This window comes from Streptomyces caatingaensis (assembly GCF_001187435.1).
In the GTDB taxonomy this organism is placed as follows: Bacteria; Actinomycetota; Actinomycetes; order Streptomycetales; family Streptomycetaceae; genus Streptomyces; species Streptomyces caatingaensis.
Genome location: NZ_LFXA01000009.1, coordinates 624,753 through 641,775, shown reverse-complemented (window position 1 = coordinate 641,775; position 17,023 = coordinate 624,753). Strand labels below are relative to the sequence as shown.

Sequence of the window (17,023 nt, the reverse complement as noted above, 5' to 3'; positions counted from 1 at the left end):
GCATGACGAAGGGCCCGGATCCTGAGGATCCGGGCCCTTCGTTCCAGTAGCGGGGACAGGATTTGAACCTGCGACCTCTGGGTTATGAGCCCAGCGAGCTACCGAGCTGCTCCACCCCGCGTCGATGACCCAACTGTAACCCGGTCACGGCACGCCGCGCAAACGCGGTGCCCGCCGGGACGGGCGGGGCGGGCTAGGCGGTCAGCTCCTGCTGGAGCGCGTCGCGCAGCCGGGCCGCCCGCTCGGCGACCTCCGCCGGGCCGTGCTCGACGGCCTGCGCGCACCACACCTGGGCCTGCGTCAACTCCCCGTGGCGGGCGGCGAGAAGGGCCAGCCGCAGGGCCGCGCGGCCGTGCCCGGCCTCGGCGGCGCGGGTCCACCACAGGGCGGCCTCCGGCTCGCTGCCCTCGCGGGCCAGGAGCAGCCCGAGGTTGAAGGCGCCGTTGCTGCTGCCCGCCTCGGCGGCCTCCCGGTACCAGCGGGCGGCCTCGACGACGTCGCCCCGCGCGGCCACCAGCATGCCGAGCCGCACCTGGGCGCGGCGGTGGCCCTGGCGGGCGGCCTTGGCGTACCACTCCTCGCACTCGGCGGCCGCGGCCGGATCGCTCTCGTCCCGGTCGAGCAGGGCGCCCAGCCGGAAGGCGGCCTCAGCGCTGCCGCCGCGGGCGGCCACCCGCAGGTGGCGCTCGGCCTCCTCGGCGTCGTCCTGGCCGCCGTCGCGCAGCAGCACCATGGCGACCTGGAGCGCCGCCTCGGTGTGCCCGGCGGCGGCGGCCCGCTCGTACCACTGGAGCGCCGCGCGCTCCTCGTTGCGCCCGGCGTGGAGGATGCCGAGGTTGAAGGCGGCGTCGACGCTGCCCGCCTCGGCGGCCTTGGAGAACCACGGCTCGGCGCCGGAGGCGTCGCCGTGCTGGAGCAGCAGGACGGCGAGCGCGTTGGCGGCCTCGCGGTGGCCGGCGTAGGCGGCGCGGCGGTACCACTGCTCGGCCTGGGCGGTGCGGCCCTGTTCGGCGCAGAGCAGGGCGAGGTTGTACGCGCCGTTGACGTCGCCGGCGTCGAGCGCGGCCCGGTACCAGCGCTCGGCCTGCTGCGCCTCGCCGCGGTCGGCGTGCAGGGCGCCCAGGGCGTTGGCCGCGTTGCCGTCGCCGTCCTGGGCCGCGCGGCGCCACCAGACGGCGGCGCTGTCGCTGTCGCCGGCGTCGCGCAGCAGGAAGCCGAGGGCGCAGGCGGCGCGGGACTCGCCGTCCTTGGCGGAGGTCAGGTACCAGCGGGCGGCCTCCTGGATCTCGCCGCGGGCCTCCAGCAGGGTGCCCAGGTGCAGGGCCGCGCGGCGGTGGCCGCGGGCGGCGGCCTGCCGGTACCACTGCTCGGCCTCGTCGGCGGGGCCCTTCTCGCGGCCGGCCGCGGCGGCCCGCAGGTCGCGTACGGAGGTGTCCCCGCCGCCGACGGGGGTGCGGCGGGCGCCGGCGGCCGGGACGGGGCCGGCCGGGCCGCCGGAGCGGGCGGCGGAGCCGGGGGCCCGGCCGTCGAGGATGCGGGCCAGCCGGTACGCGGCCTCGCGGTGCCCGCGCTCGGCGGCGGAGCGGAACCAGCGCTCGGCGCCCACGTCGCTGCGGTGCTCCAGCAGGTCGGCGAGGGCGTACGCGCCGAGCGCGTGCCCGGACTCGGCGGACTGCCGCAGCCAGTACTCGGCGGCCGGCTCGTCGCCGCGCTCGCGGTGGTAGCGGCCCAGCGCGTGCGCGGCGGCGGCGGAGCCGGCGACGGCGGCCACCCGCCACCAGCCGGCCGCCTCGTCGGTGTAGCCGCGCTGGTGGAGCAGGACGCCCAGGTTGTTGGCGGCGGAGCGGTCGCCCTCGGCGGTGGCGGCGCGCAGGTGCTTCTCGGCCCCGTCGAGGTCGCCGCGGCGCAGCAGCAGGGCGCCGAGCATGCTCAGCGCGGCGGGATCCCCGGACTCCTCGGCGCGGCGGCGGGCGGTCTCCAGCTCCAGGTCGGCGGCTTCGCCGGCGGCCCCGGGCGGGACCGCGGCGGCCGCGGGGGCGGACGGTACCGGCGGGGCCGACGGGGCCCGCGCAGGGTCGTACGGCGCCGGAACCCGAGCTTCCGGAATGCTCCCCGCTCCGGGAGCCTTCACAAGCCGACCTGTCTCCACCAGCCTCGCCTTGTCCCCCATACGTCCCATCGTCGCACTCCCGCAACCTGCGTACACCTGGAATACCGCAGCCAGTGAGGTCACTTCAGCGTTTTGTCGACTTCCCGACTTCCCGACACAACGGTGCTCCAAACTCTAATCAAAACCCCCGCACATAACCCGCACAGAGCAGCGTGGCGCACGATGCGAACAGTGGTCCCGCCGGTCACTCCGGCAACGAGGGCTCCCCCGAGGCCCCACGGCAGCACGACAAGGCCCGGAGTCCGAGACTCCGGGCCTTGTCTTCCAGTAGCGGGGACAGGATTTGAACCTGCGACCTCTGGGTTATGAGCCCAGCGAGCTACCGAGCTGCTCCACCCCGCGCCGTTGTGGAACAACCGTACCACGGCGCGGGACGGACGGGGCTAGCTCCCCGGTTTGCCCCCGTTCTTCTCCTCGGTGCGCGCCTCGGCCCTCGCCAGCCGGTCGAGGGCGTCCTTGAGGTCCTTCTGGGCCTTGCCGTACGCCTCCCAGTCCTGCTTCTCCAGCGCCTTCTGCCCTGCCGTGTAGGCGTCCTGGGCGTCCTTCACGGCCTGCTTGACCGTCGGGTTCGCGGCCGGCGGCTGCTTCGTGCCCTCCGGCGGCTGCTTGCCGCCCGGCTGTTGGGCGCCGAAGACCTTGTCCAGGGCCTCGCCCAGGGTGTTCTCGAAGGCGATCTTCTCGCCGTAGTTGACGAACACCTTCTTCAGCAGCGGGTAATTGGTGCGCGCGCCGCGGACGTAGACCGGTTCCACGTACAGCAGACCGCCGTTGAGCGGAACCGTGAGCAGATTTCCGTACTCGATCTCGGAATCGCCGCCCCGCAGCAGCTTGATCTCACTGGCGGCCGTCGGGTCGCTGTTGAAATTGCTCTGCGCCTGCAACGGACCCCAGACGATGTCCTTCGGCTGGAGAATTCTGATCCGCCCGTATCCGTCGCTCCGCGCGTCGGCGTCGACGGCCATGAACGCGCCCAGGTTCTGGCGGTTCTTGGGCGTGAACGTCGTGGTCAGCGAGAACGTCTGGTTCCGCTGATCGGGCATCTTCATGCTCAGGTAGTACGGCGGAACGGCGTTGCCCTTGTTGGTCGGGTCGTCCGGCACCTCCCAGCGCTGGCTGCCGGTGTAGAACGTCCCCGGGTCGGTGACGTGGTACCGGGTCAGCAGTTCGCGCTGCACCTTGAACAGGTCCTGCGGATACCGCAGATGGTCCTTGAGCGCCGCACTGATCGCGCTCTTCGGCTTCACCGTCCCCGGGAACGCCTTCATCCACGTCTTCAGCACCGGGTCCTCGGTGTCCCACTGGTACAGCGTGACCGTGCCGTCGTAGGCGTCGACCGTCGCCTTCACCGAATTGCGGATGTAGTTGACCTGGTTCTGCTGGGCCACCACCGCGCGCTGCCCGGTGGTCAGCGAATCGGCCGTGGTGTCACCGAGGGTGGTGCGGGAGGCGTAGGGATAGCCGTTGGTCGTGGTGTACGCGTCGACGATCCACTGGATGCGGTGGTTCACCACGGCCGGGTAGGCGTCGCCGTTGATGGTCAGCCAGGGCGCGACCGCCTCGACACGGGCCTTGGGCGTCCGGTTGTAGAGGATCTTCGAACCCTCGCCGATGGCGCCCGAGTAGAGGATCTTGGGCTCGCCGAAGGCCACGGCGTACGCCGCGCGGTTGACCGGGTTCGACAGGCTCACGCCGGCCTTGCCGCCGTAGCTGTAGCTCTCCTTGTTCTCGTCGCCGGGCTTGTCGAGCTCCTTCTGCGGACCGCCGACGATGGAGTACTGCGTCGTCTTCTCGCCGAAGTACACCCGCGGTTCGTACGGGCCCAGCACCTTGTCCGACTGGAAGTCCGGGCCGCCGCCCTTGGGCACCGAGTCGCCCTTGGCGGTCACCGCGCCATAGCCGTGGGTGTACTTGAAGTGGTCGTTGATCCAGTTGCGCTCGGGGATGCCCTTGATGTTGAGCTCGCGCAGGCCGATGACCGTGTCCTGGTCCTTGCCGTCCACCTTGTAGCGGTCGACGGCCAGGGTGGACGGGAACTGGTAGTACCCGCGGTCCTGGCGCTCCTGCTGGAAGGCGGGCGAGACGATGTTCGGGTCGAGCAGCCGCAGGCTGGCCGTCGAACCGGCCAGGTCGCGCAGCGTGTCCTTGTCCGTCGAGGCGTTGCCCTTGCCCGGATAGGCGTCGTCGACCTTGGTCTTGTCGATGCCGTACGCCTCGCGCGTGGCCTTGATGTTCTTCGCGATGTACGGGGCTTCCTTGGCCTGCTCGTTGGGCGAGACCTGGAACTTCTGCACGATCGCCGGGTAGAGCCCGCCGATCAGGATCGCCGAGAGCACCATCAGGCCGAAACCGATCACCGGCAGCTGCCAGGTGCGCCGCCACAGCGTCGCGAAGAAGAGCACCGCGCAGATCAGCGCGATGATGAACAGGATGGTCTTGGCCGGCAGATAGGCGTGGGCGTCCACATAGCGCAGCCCCGTCCACCCGTCCGTCGACTTCAGCCCGCTCGACTTGACGGCCAGCCCGTACCGGTCCAGCCAGTAGGCGACGGCCTTGAGCGTCACGAACAGGCCCAGCAGCACGGCCAGATGGCCCGTGGCGGCGGCCGTGGCGCGGTGGCCGGGGCTGGTGAGCCGGAGCCCCCCGTAGAGGTAGTGCACCAGGGCCGCGGCGATCAGCGACAGCACCGCCGCCGCGAAGCCGAAGCTCAACAGGAAGCGGTACCAGGGCAGATCGAAGGTGTAGAAGGAGATGTCCTTGTGGAACTGCGGGTCCTTCTGGTGGAAGGGAACCCCGTTGACCCACTGGAGCCAGGTGCGCCACTGACCCGCCGCGGACGCGCCGGCGACGAGGCCGACGAGCGCGGTGACCGCGAGCAGCACCCACTTCTTGTACGGCGCGATGCTCATCCGGTAGCGGTCGAGGGACTGCTGCTCCGCCGACATCGCGCTCAGCGGCGGCCGCAGCCGGTGCGCCAGCCAGATGTTGGTCCCCACCGCCACGGCCATCAGCACGCCGAAGACGGCGAACAGGCCGATCTTGGTGCCGAGCGTGGTGGTGAAGACCGAGGAGTAACGGACGGAGCGGTACCACAGCCAGTCCGTCCAGAACCCGGCGAACATGACGAAGAGCATGGCCAGCGCCGCCAGCACACCCAGGGTCGTCATCAGGGTCCGGACGCGACGGGAAGGCCGTCCGACTCTCATCCGCGGCCCTGAGGGGCCTCCGCCGCGGTCCGGCATCTGGAAAGCCAAGGTGCGCACCTCGAAGTTCGCTGTCAGTGGAGCTGTCGATCAGGCCCTGGCGATAGTAGGACCCACTGTGGCAACTTACCGAGGCTTTACTCGGTTCCCGATTTCGGCCCCGGTCAGGGCACGATATTGAGCATGTCCAGCAATGCCGGCTCCCCGAGCCACCCCGACCAGCCCGTCCCGGGCACGCCCCCCATGGCCGCCAGCCCGCTGACCCGCGCCGTGCTCGAGATCGACGAGTACGCCGCCGGGCGCGGCTGGGACCAGCCCGCCCGGCTCTTCGCCCTCGTCGACACCGCCAGGCTCCGCGCGCAGGAGCCCGCGCTCGCCGCGCAGCTCGGCCTCGAGGACGCCCCCGGCTCCGCCGCCCCCTCCTACACCCCGATCGAGCAGGACGAACTGCCCGCCGGGACCCCCCTCGACAAGTTTCTCGGCACGGTGGCCTGGCCGGAGGCCGTGGCGGGCTGCGCCCTGACCGTCGAGCGGCTGATGCTCCCGCCGTCGGCCGAGGGCTCGGTGCCGCACGGGATGAACGAGAAGCAGCTCGCCGAGTGGGTCGCCCGGCACCCGGACCGGCAGGAGGTCCGGATGACCGTCGCCGTGCTGCGCGACGGCGCCCGCGAGTCGGCCGTCCGGCTGCGCGAGAAGGACTCCCCCACGGAGGTGCTCACCGGCCCCGACCTGGTGCCCGGCCTGGCCGAGGCGCTCGCGGCGACGTTCGCCGACTGAGGCGGGCCCGGCGGGGCCGGGCCGCGGCGCGCGTCACTTGTTCACCGTGCACCGCGGCAGCTCCGCCGCGTCCCCCTTCCGGATCTTCTCCAGGGACTTCAGCGCGTCGCCTATCGTCTCGACCTTGACGAGGGTCAGCCCCTTGGGGGTGTCCTTGGCGGCGGCCGCGCAGTTGTCCTTGGGGGTCAGGAAGAACTCCGCGCCCTTGTTGCGGGCACCGACGGTCTTCATCTCGATGCCGCCGATCGGCCCGACCCTGCCGTTGTCGTCGATCGTGCCCGTGCCGGCGATGAACCGGCCGCCGGCGATGTTGTCCGGCGTCAGCTTGTCGACTATTCCGAGGGCGAACATCAGGCCCGCGCTCGGCCCGCCGACATCGGCCAGCTTGATGTTGATGGAGAACGGGAAGGTGTGCGCCGTCCCGGCCTGGATGCCCACGACGGCCCGCTTGTCGCCGGGGGCCTCGCGTGTGACCAGGGTGACGGTCTCCTCCGTCCTCGGCTGCCGCTTCTCCTTCTCCGCGGCGGCCGCCTCCTTGGCCGGGACGACCCGGAAGGCGACCTTCTGGCCCGGCTTGTGCCGGGTGACCAGCTTGGCCACGTCGCCGGGCTGCCCGACCGCGGTGCCGTCCACGGCCTTGATCACGTCACCGGCGTGCAGCAGGCCCTCCGCCGGGCTGCCCTTGACCACGGAGGAGACGACCACCCGGGTGCCGACCGGGATGCCCAGCTGCCTCAGCGCCGCGACCTTGGCGCTCTCCTGGGACTGGCTGAACTCCTCGGCGGTCTCCTGGTTCAGCTGGTCCGGGGTCTTGTCGTCGGGGTAGAGCGTGCCGTGCGGGACGACCAGCTTGTCGTGGTCCAGCCAGCCGTAGAGGGCCTCCACCATGTTCATCCGGTACTGCGAGCCGGTGACGCGGACCGTCGTCATGTTGAGGTGCCCGGTGGTCGGGTACGTCTTGCGGCCCGAGATCTGGAGGACCGGCTCTCCGCCGTGGTCGCCCAGGGTGTTGACCGTCGGGCCGGGCGACATCTCCGAGTAGGGCACCGGGATGAGCACGCCGGCGCAGAGGAGCGCGATCAGCATCAACAGGGAGGCGAGCATCGTCGCGGTGCGGCGGGGCATGGAACGACAGTACGGGACGGGTCCGACAGTCCACTCCCGGGGCGGTCCGTACGAGGCGGAACGCCTGGTCACGACGGGTGTCGCGGCGGGTTCAGGCGGATCCCGTCCCGGAGTCCGAGCGCTCCATGACCTCCGGGAGCTCCCGGGTCTCCCGCCGCTCCATGGCCTCGCGGAACTTCTCGTACCCGGCGAGCTCCGAGACATCGCCGGCCTTGCGGTTCCGGGCCGCCCAGCTCCCCCACAGAGCGGCGGCCAGGGCCGCGGCAACCGGAATCAGCAACCAAGCGAGCGCCGCCATAACGGCCTCCCGACCCCTTACACCTCGCGACTTACCGATGAGCACATTAATTGTCTGCCGTCTCAACGCTCACTTCAGGGACCTGGTTACGCAACCGGTGGCCGCCCGTTCCGGGCATGCACCCGTGCCCCCTACACCCCGACCCACTCCTCCGTCCCGTCCAGGAACGTCTGGTGCTTCCAGATCGGCACCTCGCGCTTGAGGTCGTCGATGAGCCGGCGGCAGGCCGCGAACGCCTCCGCCCGGTGCGGGCAGGACACGGCGACCACCACGGCCAGGTCGCCGACGACGAGGTCGCCGACCCGGTGCACGGCGGCCAGCGCGGTCACCGGGAAGTCGGCCGCCACCTTCCCGGCGACCCGGCGCAGCTCCGCCTCGGCCGAGGGGTGGGCCGAGTAGCCGAGGCCGGTGACCTCGGCGCCGCCGTCGTGGTCGCGGACGGTGCCGACGAAGAGCGCGGTGCCGCCGGCCGCGCGGTCGCCGACCGCCGCGAAGACCTCGTCCACGGAGAGCGGCGTCTCGCGGACCGCGAGGAGACGGAGGGAGGGGTGATCGTGGGACATGGCCCCATCGTGCCGCACCGCCCCGCCGCCCCGGACCCGGACGTTCGTACGAGAACTCCGGCCCGGCACCGGCTCGCCCACCGGGCCGGGGAACGAAGCGGGTGAAAGCGGGTCAGGCCCGGCGCCGCGCTTTGCGCGCCCGCCGCACCAGCGCCGCCGTGCCCAGCAGCGCCACCGTCGCCCCCGCCGCCCCCGCGGCCGTCGCGTCCTTGCGGCCCAGGCGGCGGCCGGCGACCGTGTGCCGCCCGGCGACCTCCTCCAGCAGCTCGGCCAGGACCTCCTCGTTGGTCCAGCGCGGCCGCCAGCCCGCGGCGTGCAGCCGGTGCCCGCTGACCACCCACGGGTGCATCGTGTACGCGAGGTCACCGGCCGGCGAGGGCGTCAGGCCCAGGCGGTGCAGCCGGGACGCGGCGCCGAGGGCGACCGCGGAGGGCAGCTCCATGCGGCGGATGCCGCTGAGCTCCTCGACCTCCTCCTGCTCCAGCCAGCCGTCGCAGCCGACCGCCAGTTCCCCCTCGGCCTTCTCCAGCGCCGCGAACTCCAGGGCGCTCACCAGGTCCTCGACGTGGCAGAACTGCCACACGGGCCGGGAGCCGGCGACCACCAGCAGGCGGGGCGACTCGAAGTAGCGGGTGAGCGCGGTGTCCGTGCCGCCGACCAGCACCGCCGGCCGCAGCACCGTCACGTTCAGGCCGGGGTGCGCGCGGGGCGCCCGCCGGGCCAGGCGCTCGATCTCCAGCAGGTCGCCGACGCCGGTGGCCTCGGCGGTCGCCCGCAGCTCGGCGTCCTCGTCCAGCGGCACGTCGTTGTCCGGGTGCGCCCCGTAGACCATCGCCGAGGTGCACAGCACCACGCGGTGCACCCCGGCCGCCGCGGCGGCGGTCAGCACGGTCTGGGTGCCGCGCACGTTGTAGGCGGTGCGCGCGGCGGGGTCGGTCTCCAGGTCGAGGTCGAGCGCGAGGTGGACGACGACGTCGGCCCCGCGCAGCTTCTCGGCGATCACCGGGTCGCGCACGTCCAGCACGTGCCACTGGGCCTCGCTCACGTCGCCGCGCCGCTCGTCGATCGCGAGGACGTGCTTGACCTCCTCGCACGCGGCGAGCCGCCGGGTGAGCAGCGCGCCGACGCCGCGGGCGGCACCGGTCACGGCCACCACGGGCCGGCGCCCGGACGGGCTCGTACTGTCTCGCGCGGAACCGTTTCGCGCTGCGCGAACTTCTCGGTCGGGGGAACTCACCGGGCGTCTCCAGCGGTTGTCTTCAGTACGTATGCGCCATCACCCGTGTCATGACCCGTACGTACCAGGTGAGGTCCATCCTGCCGCAGGCCCCGAGCCGGTGGAGCACCAAGCCCCGATACCGGGGAGGTGTCTACGCTGGGTGGTGTTGTCGGGCATTCGCCGTCGGCCCGAGCCGGCGGCCCTACGAGCCGAGGAAACCCGTGAGTGACACCCCATTCGGATTCGGTCTTCCGCCGGAGGAGCCGGAGGACGGCGACAACGGCAAGAAGAAGGGCGGTGACCAGGGTGGCGGCCAAGGGCCGGCGAACCCCTTCGGGTTCGGTCCGGCGGCCGGCGGCGCGGACAACCCCTTCGCCGCGCTGTTCGGCGGGGCCATGCCGGGCATGGGCCAGATGAACCCCGGCGACCTGGGCGCCGCCTTCCAGCAGCTGGGCCAGATGCTCTCGTACGAGGGCGGCCCGGTGAACTGGGACATGGCCAAGGACATCGCGCGCCGGACCGTCGCGCAGGGCACCGCCGAGGGCAGCAAGGACGCCAGCGTCACGGACGGCGAGCGGGCGGCCGTCCAGGAGGCCGTGCGCTTGGCCGACCTGTGGCTGGACGGCGTCACCTCGCTCCCCTCGGGCTCCGGCACGGCCGTGGCCTGGAGCCGCGCCGAGTGGGTCGAGGCGACCCTGCCCGTCTGGCGCGAGCTGGTGGACCCGGTCGCCGAGCGCGTCGGCTCCGCCATGGGCGACGTCATGCCGGAGGAGATGCGGGCCATGGCCGGTCCGCTGCTCGGCATGATGCGCAGCATGGGCGGCGCCATGTTCGGCACCCAGATCGGCCAGGCCGTGGGCGTGCTGGCGGGCGAGGTCGTCGGCTCGACCGACATCGGCCTGCCGCTGGGCCCGGCGGGCCGCGCCGCGCTGCTGCCGGTCAACATCGCGCAGCTCGGCTCCGGCCTGGGCGTCCCCCAGGACGAGGTCCGCCTCTACCTGGCCCTGCGCGAGGCCGCCCACCAGCGGCTCTTCTCGCACGTGCCGTGGCTGCGCTCGCACCTGTTCGGCGCCGTCGAGGGCTACGCCCGGGGCATCAAGGTCGACACCGCCAAGCTGGAGGACGTCGTCGGCCAGCTCGACCCCACGCACCCCGAGCAGATGCAGGAGGCGCTCCAGCAGGGCATGTTCCAGCCGGAGGACTCCCCGGAGCAGAAGGCCGCGCTGGCCCGCCTGGAGACCGCGCTGGCGCTGGTCGAGGGCTGGGTGGACGCGGTCGTGCACGCCGCGGCGGCCCCGCACCTGCCGTCCGCCGGGGCGCTGCGCGAGACGCTGCGCCGGCGCCGGGCGACCGGCGGCCCCGCCGAGCAGACCTTCGCCACGCTGATCGGTCTGGAGCTGCGGCCGCGCCGGCTGCGCGACGCCTCGCGGCTGTGGGCGTCCCTGACGGACGCGCGCGGCGCCGACGGCCGCGACGCCCTCTGGGAGCACCCGGACATGCTGCCGACCGCCGCCGACCTGGACGACCCGGACGGCTTCGTCCACCGCGAGCACCTGGACTTCTCCGAGCTGGACAAGATGCTCGGCGAGGCGGCCGGGGGCCCGTCCAGTCCGGACCTGAAGAAGGACGGCGGGAAGACGGACGGCGCGAAGCAGGACGGCGGGAGGCAGGAGAAGGACGCGGGCGACGAGGGCGCCGAGTGAGCCTGCACGCGGACGCGGAGCGGACCCTCAAGGAGTGGTCCGCTCCAGAGGGGGCGGCTCCGGAGGGGGCGGCTCCAGAGGGGGCCGCGGAGCAGGAGACCCTGCGGCTGGCGTACCTCGACCACCTCCAGAGCCACCCTGACGGCATGTGGAAGACGTGCCGGGACGGCCACATCACGGCGAGCGCCCTGGTCGTCGACCCGGCCGCCGGCCGCGTGCTGCTCACGCTGCACCGCAAGCTGGGCATGTGGCTCCAGCTGGGCGGGCACTGCGAGCCGGAGGACGCGACGCTGGCGGCGGCCGCCCTGCGCGAGGCGCGCGAGGAGTCGGGCATCGCCGAGGGGCTGACGCTGCTGCCGGGCGGCCCGGTCCGGCTGGACCGCCACCGCACGCCGTGCGCCTGGCACCTGGACGTGCAGTACGCGGCCGTGGCCCCCGCGGGCGCCCGGGCGGCGATCAGCGACGAGTCGCTGGACCTGCGCTGGTTCGGCTACGACGAGGTGGCCTCGGTGGCCGACGCCTCGGTGGTGCGCCTGGTGGAGCGGACGCGCGCCCTGCTGGGGTGACCCCGGCTCCGCGTCACTCGCTGCGGGCCGCCGGAAGGTGCGGGAGCCGGCCGGCGGCCACCACACCTTCGAGGTACCCCCGTGCGCGCTCGGTACGGGGGTACGCCTCCAGCAGCCGCCAGAAGGCGGGGCCGTGCCCGGGGACGAGCAGGTGCGCCAGCTCGTGCAGCAGGACGTAGTCGACGACGTACTCGGGCATGCCCTTCAGCCGGTGCGAGAGGCGGATGCTGCCCTCGGCGGGGGTGCACGAACCCCAGCGGGTGTTCTGGTTGGTGACCCAGCGGACCGTGGCCGGCCGCGCCCGCCCGTCGAGGTACTGCGCCGAGAGGCGTCCGGCGCGCTCGGCGAGCTCGGCGTCGCCCAGTATCCGCTTGCTCTCCTGCGCCGCGAGGCGGTCGAGCATCACGCCCACCCAGCGTTTCTCCTCGGCGTCCGACATCCGGGCCGGGATGAGGACGACCGTGCGGTCGCCCTCGCGGTACGCGGAGACGGTCCTGCGGCGCCGCGCGCTCCTGCGGACCTCCACCGCGTCGGTCCCGGCCGCCGTCGGCGCCCCCTCGGTGGACGGGCCACCCGGGCTCGGGGCGGCACGCTGCGTTCTGGGAGCACTGTGCAGGGGATCGACGGGCACGGCCCCGACGTTACCGGGTGCCGGCGCCGGAAGTCCCGCGCCCGCCCGGTTGGCGGGCGATCCCCGTCGGGCACACCCACTCATACGACTATCACTCCGTGCCTGTGGACAACTCCGCGCAGTGACGGCCGCGTCCGGGCATGCTGGCCCTGCCGGACCACGGGGCACCAGGCCCCGCGGGGCGACGAGGGGGGAGTCGGGAGCCATGGGAAGCGGACGTGCGTGCGGGGCGGCGGTGGCCGTGACGGAGCAGGACGCGACGCCGCCGGGCGGCGGCGGCGCCTGCGGCGAAGCCCGCGGGGAGCCCGGCCGCCGGTCTTCCGGGCCGGAGGGGCCCGGGTCCTCCGGCCCGGAGGGCCCTGGGTCTTCCGGCCCTCAGGGCCCCGGGCCGGAAGGTCCCGGAACGAAGGGCCCCGGACCGGAGGCAGTCGGGCGGAAGTCCGTCGGACCGACGGCAGTCGGACAGAGGGCAGTCGGACCGGAGACCCGGCAGCCGGTGGCCGGGCCGGGAAGTGGCGCCCCGGAAGGTTGCACCCCGGGAGGTGGCGCCCCAGGCGGCATCTCGCACCCCGTGCTCAAGCCGGCGCTGCGGCGGGCCTGGCGCAATCGCGACACCTTGCAGGTGGGGATGACGGCGGCGCACGCGACGGCGGTCGGCCCGGTGGACACGGCGACGGCGTCCTTCCTCGCCCTGCTCGACGGCACGCGGGGCCTGCCGTTGCTGCGGGCGGAGGCGACCGCGCTGGGGCTCCCGGACGGCCGGGCGGACGCGCTGGTGGCGCGCCTGGCCAGGGCGGGCCTGCTGGACGACGCACGCGGGGGCGGCGAGGCGGGGGCCGCCCTGCGGTCCCGCGGCACGGCCCTGGAGCGGCTGAGACCGGACCTGGGCTCGCTCTCGGTGCTCCATCCCCAACCCGGCGCGGCCATAGGGCTGATGGCCGCCCGGCAGGGCGCGCGGGTGCGGGTCCGCGGGGCGGGCAGGGTCGGGGCGGCCGTGGCCGCGCTGCTGTCGGCCTCGGGGGTCGGACATGTCGACGTGCTGGACGGCGGCTGTGTCGAGCCGTGGGATGTGGCCCCCGGCGGGGTCGGCGCCCGGCGGACGGGCGAGCGGCGGGACGCGGCGGCCCGCCGGGCGGTGCGCGAGGCGGCGCCGCTGCCGGTGCCCCGCTCCCGGGCCGGCCGGGCGGAGCCCCCGCCCGCGCTGACGGTGTGCGCCCCGCGCGACGGGGTGGCCGTCTGGGCGCCGGATCCGGCGGAGGCCCGGGAATTGGTGGCGTCGGGGACGCCCCACCTGTACGCGGGGGTGGCCGAGGCGACGGGGGTCGTGGGGCCACTGGTCCTGCCGGGCCGGTCGGCCTGCGCGGAGTGCCTCGACGTGGACCGCGCCGAACGGGACGCGGCGTGGCCCCGGATGCTCGCCCAGTGGAAGTCCGGCCGGCGCGCGGGGGTACCGTCGTGCGACATGGCACTGGCCACGGTCGTGGCGGGGCTGGCCGTTGCGTGGGCGCTGGCGTTCCTCGACGGCGGGTCCGCCGCGGGCACGGGGCACCGCCTGGAGCTGGCACTGCCGGGTCCGAGGTGGTCGTCGCGGCCCGTCGAGCCGCACCCGCGGTGTCCGTGCGGTGCGGCACGCCCTCCGGAAGGGGACCGTGACCGGGCCGCGGGGGCGGCGCACGGGAGAATGCGGGGGTGACCGCCGTCGCGGCGTGGCTGTACAGCTAGTTGGAGGGGCGCATGACTGATCTACCGCGCAAGGCGGTCGCTCGTACCGCCAAGTTGGCCGCGCTGCCGTTGGGGTTCGCCGGGCGCACCGCGCTGGGGCTGGGCAAGAGGATCGGCGGACGGCCGGCGGAGATGATCGCCGCGGAGCTGCAGCAGCGCACGGCGGAGCAGCTGTTCGCGACGCTGGGTCAGCTCAAGGGCGGGGCGATGAAGCTCGGACAGGCCCTGTCCGTCTTCGAGTCGGCGCTCCCCGAGCAGGTCGCGGGCCCCTACCGGGCGGCTCTGACCAAGCTTCAGGAAGCGGCGCCCCCGATGCCGGTGAAGTCGGTGCACGCGGCGCTGGCGGAGCGGCTGGGGGCCGACTGGCGGGATCTCTTCGAGGAGTTCGACGACAGGCCGGCCGCGGCGGCGTCGATCGGGCAGGTGCACCGGGCCGTCTGGCACGACGGGCGTGAGGTCGCGGTCAAGGTGCAGTATCCGGGGGCGGGCGAGGCACTGCTGTCGGACCTCACCCAACTCGGCCGTTTCGCCCGGCTGCTGGGGCCGCTGATTCCGGGGATGGATCTCAAGCCGCTCATCGCGGAGCTGAAGGACCGGGTGTCCGAGGAGCTGGACTACGGGCTGGAGGCGAGCGCCCAGATCGCCCACGCCGAGGAGTTCGCCGGGGACCCGGACGTCACGGTGCCGGCCGTGGTGCACCACGGTGACCAAGTGCTGGTGACGGAGTGGCTGGAGGGGGTGCCGTTGTCCGAGGTGATAACGGACGGCACCCGGGAGCAGCGGGACCGGGCAGGCCAGTTGCTGGCCCGCTTCCTCTTCTCGGGCACCGCCCGCACCGGCCTGCTCCACGCCGACCCGCACCCGGGCAACTTCCGTCTGGTGACCGGCGACCACCCCGACGGCCCGCCGGAGAAGTGGCGGCTGGGCGTCCTGGACTTCGGCACGGTGGACAGGCTGCCGCAGGGGCTGCCGGAGGAGATCGGGACGGCGCTGCGGCTGACGCTGGAGGGCGAGGCGGAGGCGGTCCACGAGCTGCTGCGCGACGAGGGGTTCGTCAAACCGGAGATCGATCTGGATCCGGGGGCCGTGCTCGACTACCTTCTGCCGATCATCGAGCCCGCGCAGGTGGCGGAGTTCACCTTCACCCGCGACTGGATGCGCGCCCAGGCGACGCGGATCGCCGACCCGCGCTCCCCCGCGTACCAGCTGGCCCGTCAGCTCAACCTGCCCCCGGCCTACTTGCTGATCCACCGGGTGACCACGAGCACCATAGGGGTGCTGTGCCAACTGGGCGCGACGGTGCGGCTGCGCGACGAGATGGAGGCGTGGGTCCCCGGCTTCGCGGCCGGCGGGCCGGCCGGGGAGTGCGGCCGGGAGGCCCAGGAGACCCCGGCCTGAGGGCGGTGGAGGGCGGTGCGCGGGCCGGATTGCCTCACCACCAGGCGGAGTCGAGGCGGCCCTCGATCGCTCTGAGGTTGGCGCGTGCGCAGTCGTCGCAGAAGTAGTGGCGGCCGCCGTTCTCCACGGAGCACGTCCAGGTCGGGGGGAAGCCCTCGGCGGTGGTTCCGCAACGGGCACACGTGAGGGTGGTGCCGGTGGCCTCAGGGTCCAACTGCGCTGCATCAGGCGTCTTCTGGTCCACTCCCAGACGATATCCCCGTGAACGGTGCGTGAGGGTTCAACGCACCCGAACGGTGTCCGTCGCCGGGCGCACCCGGTCCCGGACGCGCCGGGGGCCGGTCCTCGCGGACCGGCCCCCGGTTCACCAAGTCGCGTTCCGCCGGCGGGCGGCTAGTGCATCACTGCCATGGCCAAGGCCCGTCGGGCACGCAGCGAGGCCCGCTCGGCGCGGCGCTGGACGCGCCGGGCCGCCGCGAGCCGGACGGCCCTGCCCTCGTGCATATGGGCACGGGCCAGGACTTCTGGGATGAGTTGCATTTCGAGGTTCCTGTTCTGACGCGAGGTGATCGCGCCGGAGGTGGTGCGGGCGGGGAGGGCGGAGCCCGAGGGCTCGGTGGACGCGTGGTGCATCGTCGGTTCCTGCTTCATGGGGTCGTGCGCGCGGGGGAGGTCGATCGTGCCGGGGGAGGTCATGGCGAGCCTCATGCGACGACCGGGTTCTTGCGCGGACGGCCACGGGGGCGCTTGCGGGCCACGACGACGCCCTGGACGAAGAGCTCTCCGCCCCAGACGCCCCAGGGCTCGCGGCGGTCCTTGGCGCCGGCGAGGCAGGCCTCGCGCAGCGGGCAGGTCCGGCAGAGGGACTTGGCGTACTCCACGTCCGCCGGCGACTCGGCGAAGAAGACCTCCGGGTCGTAGCTGCGGCAGGGGACCGGGGTGCCCAGGTTCTCGATCGCGTCGTCGAGGTCGGTGAGCGCGGTCAGGGGGGTCAAGGTGTCCTCCGTGGGGACGGGCGGGGGGATCAGGTCGGTGGCTACTGACGGGGTGTGTGCCTTGATCTGCACGGTTGGTGTTCCTCGTCTGTTGTTCCGGCGGGTGGCCGGGCTGGTTTCCCCTGGCTGGGGGGCAAGCAAAAGGGCCGCGGATCCCGGTGTGGGTTCCGCGGCCCTGGAAGGTGCCGACCTGATCTGCCGATCAGGCTGGATCTCTCCAGGGTTCGAGCCCACGGAAGGCCCACATCGTGTGGTGCTGGTACTGCTTGGTCCGGGATTCGGCGCCCTTGGTCTCCGCCGCAAAGGCACGGAACTGTGCCACTGCCGCCGTTGCCGCTGCCGCGGGCGCCTTGGTCGGTCGCTCATTGCCCAGGGCCGGCGCGGTGGCCGGAAGGGCGGCGATGGGCAGACCGGTGCCGTTGACGGAGCCGAGACCGGAGGCGCGCACGACACCGCATACGGCGTCGGTCGCACGCAGGCCGAGCGGACGCGTGACGAAGACCGGGCGATCGGTCATTTTGTTGCTGGTGATGAAGCTGATCATTGGTCTCGCCTCCTCTCGGCGTCTCGGGACGGACCAGGGTCCGTCGAATCTTCGGTTCAGTACAGCACGGAGCCAACGAATCCTGAACGGACTCGTTGTTTCCTTGCTCGGA

16 protein-coding genes and 2 tRNA genes are annotated in these 17,023 nt (G+C 73.3%); 5 read left to right on the top strand and 13 right to left on the bottom strand.

Features of this window, described 5'->3' with window-relative positions; all coding sequences use genetic code 11:
- Positions 1-47: 47 nt before the first annotated feature.
- The 4 genes from AC230_RS16125 to AC230_RS16110 form a co-directional block, all read right to left on the bottom strand.
- A tRNA-Met gene (locus tag AC230_RS16125) sits at positions 48-121 on the bottom strand.
- A 72-nt stretch (positions 122-193) separates the two neighbouring features.
- Positions 194-2,179: a tetratricopeptide repeat protein gene (locus AC230_RS16120; RefSeq protein WP_049716857.1), complete on the bottom strand. Its 1,986-nt coding sequence runs from the start codon at positions 2,177-2,179 to the stop codon at positions 194-196.
- Between the two features lie 259 nt (positions 2,180-2,438).
- A tRNA-Met gene (locus AC230_RS16115) sits at positions 2,439-2,512 on the bottom strand.
- A gap of 41 nt (positions 2,513-2,553) precedes the next feature.
- On the bottom strand, positions 2,554-5,409 hold the full coding sequence (locus tag AC230_RS16110) for a UPF0182 family membrane protein (RefSeq protein ID WP_078871283.1): 2,856 nt from the start codon (positions 5,407-5,409) through the stop codon (positions 2,554-2,556).
- Between the two features lie 144 nt (positions 5,410-5,553).
- Here AC230_RS16110 and AC230_RS16105 point away from each other — a divergent pair, with 144 nt between their 5' ends.
- On the top strand, positions 5,554-6,147 hold the full coding sequence (locus tag AC230_RS16105; RefSeq protein WP_049716855.1) for a PPA1309 family protein: 594 nt from the start codon (positions 5,554-5,556) through the stop codon (positions 6,145-6,147).
- Between the two features lie 33 nt (positions 6,148-6,180).
- Here the strand turns inward: AC230_RS16105 and AC230_RS16100 are convergent, their stop codons facing one another.
- The 4 genes from AC230_RS16100 to AC230_RS16085 all read right to left on the bottom strand — a co-directional run bounded on the left by AC230_RS16100 (position 6,181) and on the right by AC230_RS16085 (position 9,370).
- The gene (locus AC230_RS16100; protein WP_049716854.1) at positions 6,181-7,272 is read right to left on the bottom strand and encodes a YlbL family protein; all 1,092 of its coding nucleotides are present in this window, start codon (positions 7,270-7,272) and stop codon (positions 6,181-6,183) included.
- A gap of 91 nt (positions 7,273-7,363) precedes the next feature.
- Positions 7,364-7,570 carry a hypothetical protein gene (locus AC230_RS16095; RefSeq protein WP_049716853.1) on the bottom strand — a complete coding sequence of 69 codons (207 nt, stop codon included), beginning with the start codon at positions 7,568-7,570 and terminating at the stop codon, positions 7,364-7,366.
- Between the two features lie 131 nt (positions 7,571-7,701).
- Positions 7,702-8,133 carry a molybdenum cofactor biosynthesis protein MoaE gene (locus AC230_RS16090; RefSeq protein WP_049716852.1) on the bottom strand — a complete coding sequence of 144 codons (432 nt, stop codon included), beginning with the start codon at positions 8,131-8,133 and terminating at the stop codon, positions 7,702-7,704.
- A gap of 112 nt (positions 8,134-8,245) precedes the next feature.
- Positions 8,246-9,370, bottom strand: coding sequence for an SDR family oxidoreductase (locus tag AC230_RS16085; RefSeq protein ID WP_049716851.1), 1,125 nt, complete (start codon positions 9,368-9,370; stop codon positions 8,246-8,248).
- 203 nt (positions 9,371-9,573) lie between these two features.
- Between AC230_RS16085 and AC230_RS16080 the strand changes: the two genes are divergently transcribed.
- Both AC230_RS16080 and AC230_RS16075 read left to right on the top strand, forming a co-directional pair.
- Entirely contained in the window at positions 9,574-11,055 is a 1,482-nt protein-coding gene (locus AC230_RS16080) for a zinc-dependent metalloprotease (RefSeq protein WP_049716850.1), read from the top strand.
- Positions 11,052-11,621: an NUDIX domain-containing protein gene (locus AC230_RS16075; RefSeq protein WP_049716849.1), complete on the top strand. Its 570-nt coding sequence runs from the start codon at positions 11,052-11,054 to the stop codon at positions 11,619-11,621. Before AC230_RS16080 ends, AC230_RS16075 begins: the two co-directional genes overlap by 4 nt.
- Before the next feature lie 13 nt (positions 11,622-11,634).
- On the opposite strand, the gene AC230_RS16070 is transcribed toward AC230_RS16075, so the two are convergent.
- Positions 11,635-12,252, bottom strand: coding sequence for a M48 metallopeptidase family protein (locus AC230_RS16070; protein ID WP_049716848.1), 618 nt, complete (start codon positions 12,250-12,252; stop codon positions 11,635-11,637).
- A 571-nt stretch (positions 12,253-12,823) separates the two neighbouring features.
- Between AC230_RS16070 and AC230_RS16065 the strand changes: the two genes are divergently transcribed.
- Both AC230_RS16065 and AC230_RS16060 read left to right on the top strand, forming a co-directional pair.
- A complete protein-coding gene (locus AC230_RS16065; protein WP_107082161.1) occupies positions 12,824-13,945 on the top strand; it encodes a ThiF family adenylyltransferase in 1,122 nt (373 codons plus the stop codon).
- A gap of 41 nt (positions 13,946-13,986) precedes the next feature.
- Positions 13,987-15,372, top strand: a complete 1,386-nt coding sequence (locus tag AC230_RS16060) for an ABC1 kinase family protein (RefSeq protein ID WP_049716847.1) — start codon at positions 13,987-13,989, stop codon at positions 15,370-15,372.
- A gap of 34 nt (positions 15,373-15,406) precedes the next feature.
- Here AC230_RS16060 and AC230_RS16055 read toward each other — a convergent pair whose 3' ends face one another.
- The 4 genes from AC230_RS16055 to AC230_RS16040 all read right to left on the bottom strand — a co-directional run bounded on the left by AC230_RS16055 (position 15,407) and on the right by AC230_RS16040 (position 16,911).
- Positions 15,407-15,586, bottom strand: coding sequence for a hypothetical protein (locus tag AC230_RS16055; RefSeq protein WP_422125599.1), 180 nt, complete (start codon positions 15,584-15,586; stop codon positions 15,407-15,409).
- A gap of 179 nt (positions 15,587-15,765) precedes the next feature.
- On the bottom strand, positions 15,766-16,068 hold the full coding sequence (locus tag AC230_RS16050) for a hypothetical protein (RefSeq protein WP_049717056.1): 303 nt from the start codon (positions 16,066-16,068) through the stop codon (positions 15,766-15,768).
- A gap of 8 nt (positions 16,069-16,076) precedes the next feature.
- Complete coding sequence (locus AC230_RS16045) at positions 16,077-16,439, bottom strand: WhiB family transcriptional regulator (protein ID WP_049716845.1); 363 nt, start codon at positions 16,437-16,439, stop codon at positions 16,077-16,079.
- Between the two features lie 130 nt (positions 16,440-16,569).
- Positions 16,570-16,911 carry a hypothetical protein gene (locus AC230_RS16040; protein WP_049716844.1) on the bottom strand — a complete coding sequence of 114 codons (342 nt, stop codon included), beginning with the start codon at positions 16,909-16,911 and terminating at the stop codon, positions 16,570-16,572.
- Positions 16,912-17,023 lie beyond the last annotated feature (112 nt).

Bases quoted from the DNA above. Each gene is read 5' to 3' on its own strand.
- AC230_RS16120 (WP_049716857.1), bottom strand. From the start codon at position 2,179: ATGGGACGTATGGGGGACAAGGCGAGGCTGGTGGAGACAGGTCGGCTT.
- AC230_RS16105 (WP_049716855.1), top strand. From the start codon at position 5,554: ATGTCCAGCAATGCCGGCTCCCCGAGCCACCCCGACCAGCCCGTCCCG.
- AC230_RS16090 (WP_049716852.1), bottom strand. From the start codon at position 8,133: ATGTCCCACGATCACCCCTCCCTCCGTCTCCTCGCGGTCCGCGAGACG.
- AC230_RS16095 (WP_049716853.1), bottom strand. From the start codon at position 7,570: ATGGCGGCGCTCGCTTGGTTGCTGATTCCGGTTGCCGCGGCCCTGGCC.
- AC230_RS16100 (WP_049716854.1), bottom strand. From the start codon at position 7,272: ATGCCCCGCCGCACCGCGACGATGCTCGCCTCCCTGTTGATGCTGATC.
- AC230_RS16060 (WP_049716847.1), top strand. From the start codon at position 13,987: ATGACTGATCTACCGCGCAAGGCGGTCGCTCGTACCGCCAAGTTGGCC.
- AC230_RS16110 (WP_078871283.1), bottom strand. From the start codon at position 5,409: ATGCCGGACCGCGGCGGAGGCCCCTCAGGGCCGCGGATGAGAGTCGGA.
- AC230_RS16050 (WP_049717056.1), bottom strand. From the start codon at position 16,068: ATGACCTCCCCCGGCACGATCGACCTCCCCCGCGCGCACGACCCCATG.
- AC230_RS16040 (WP_049716844.1), bottom strand. From the start codon at position 16,911: ATGATCAGCTTCATCACCAGCAACAAAATGACCGATCGCCCGGTCTTC.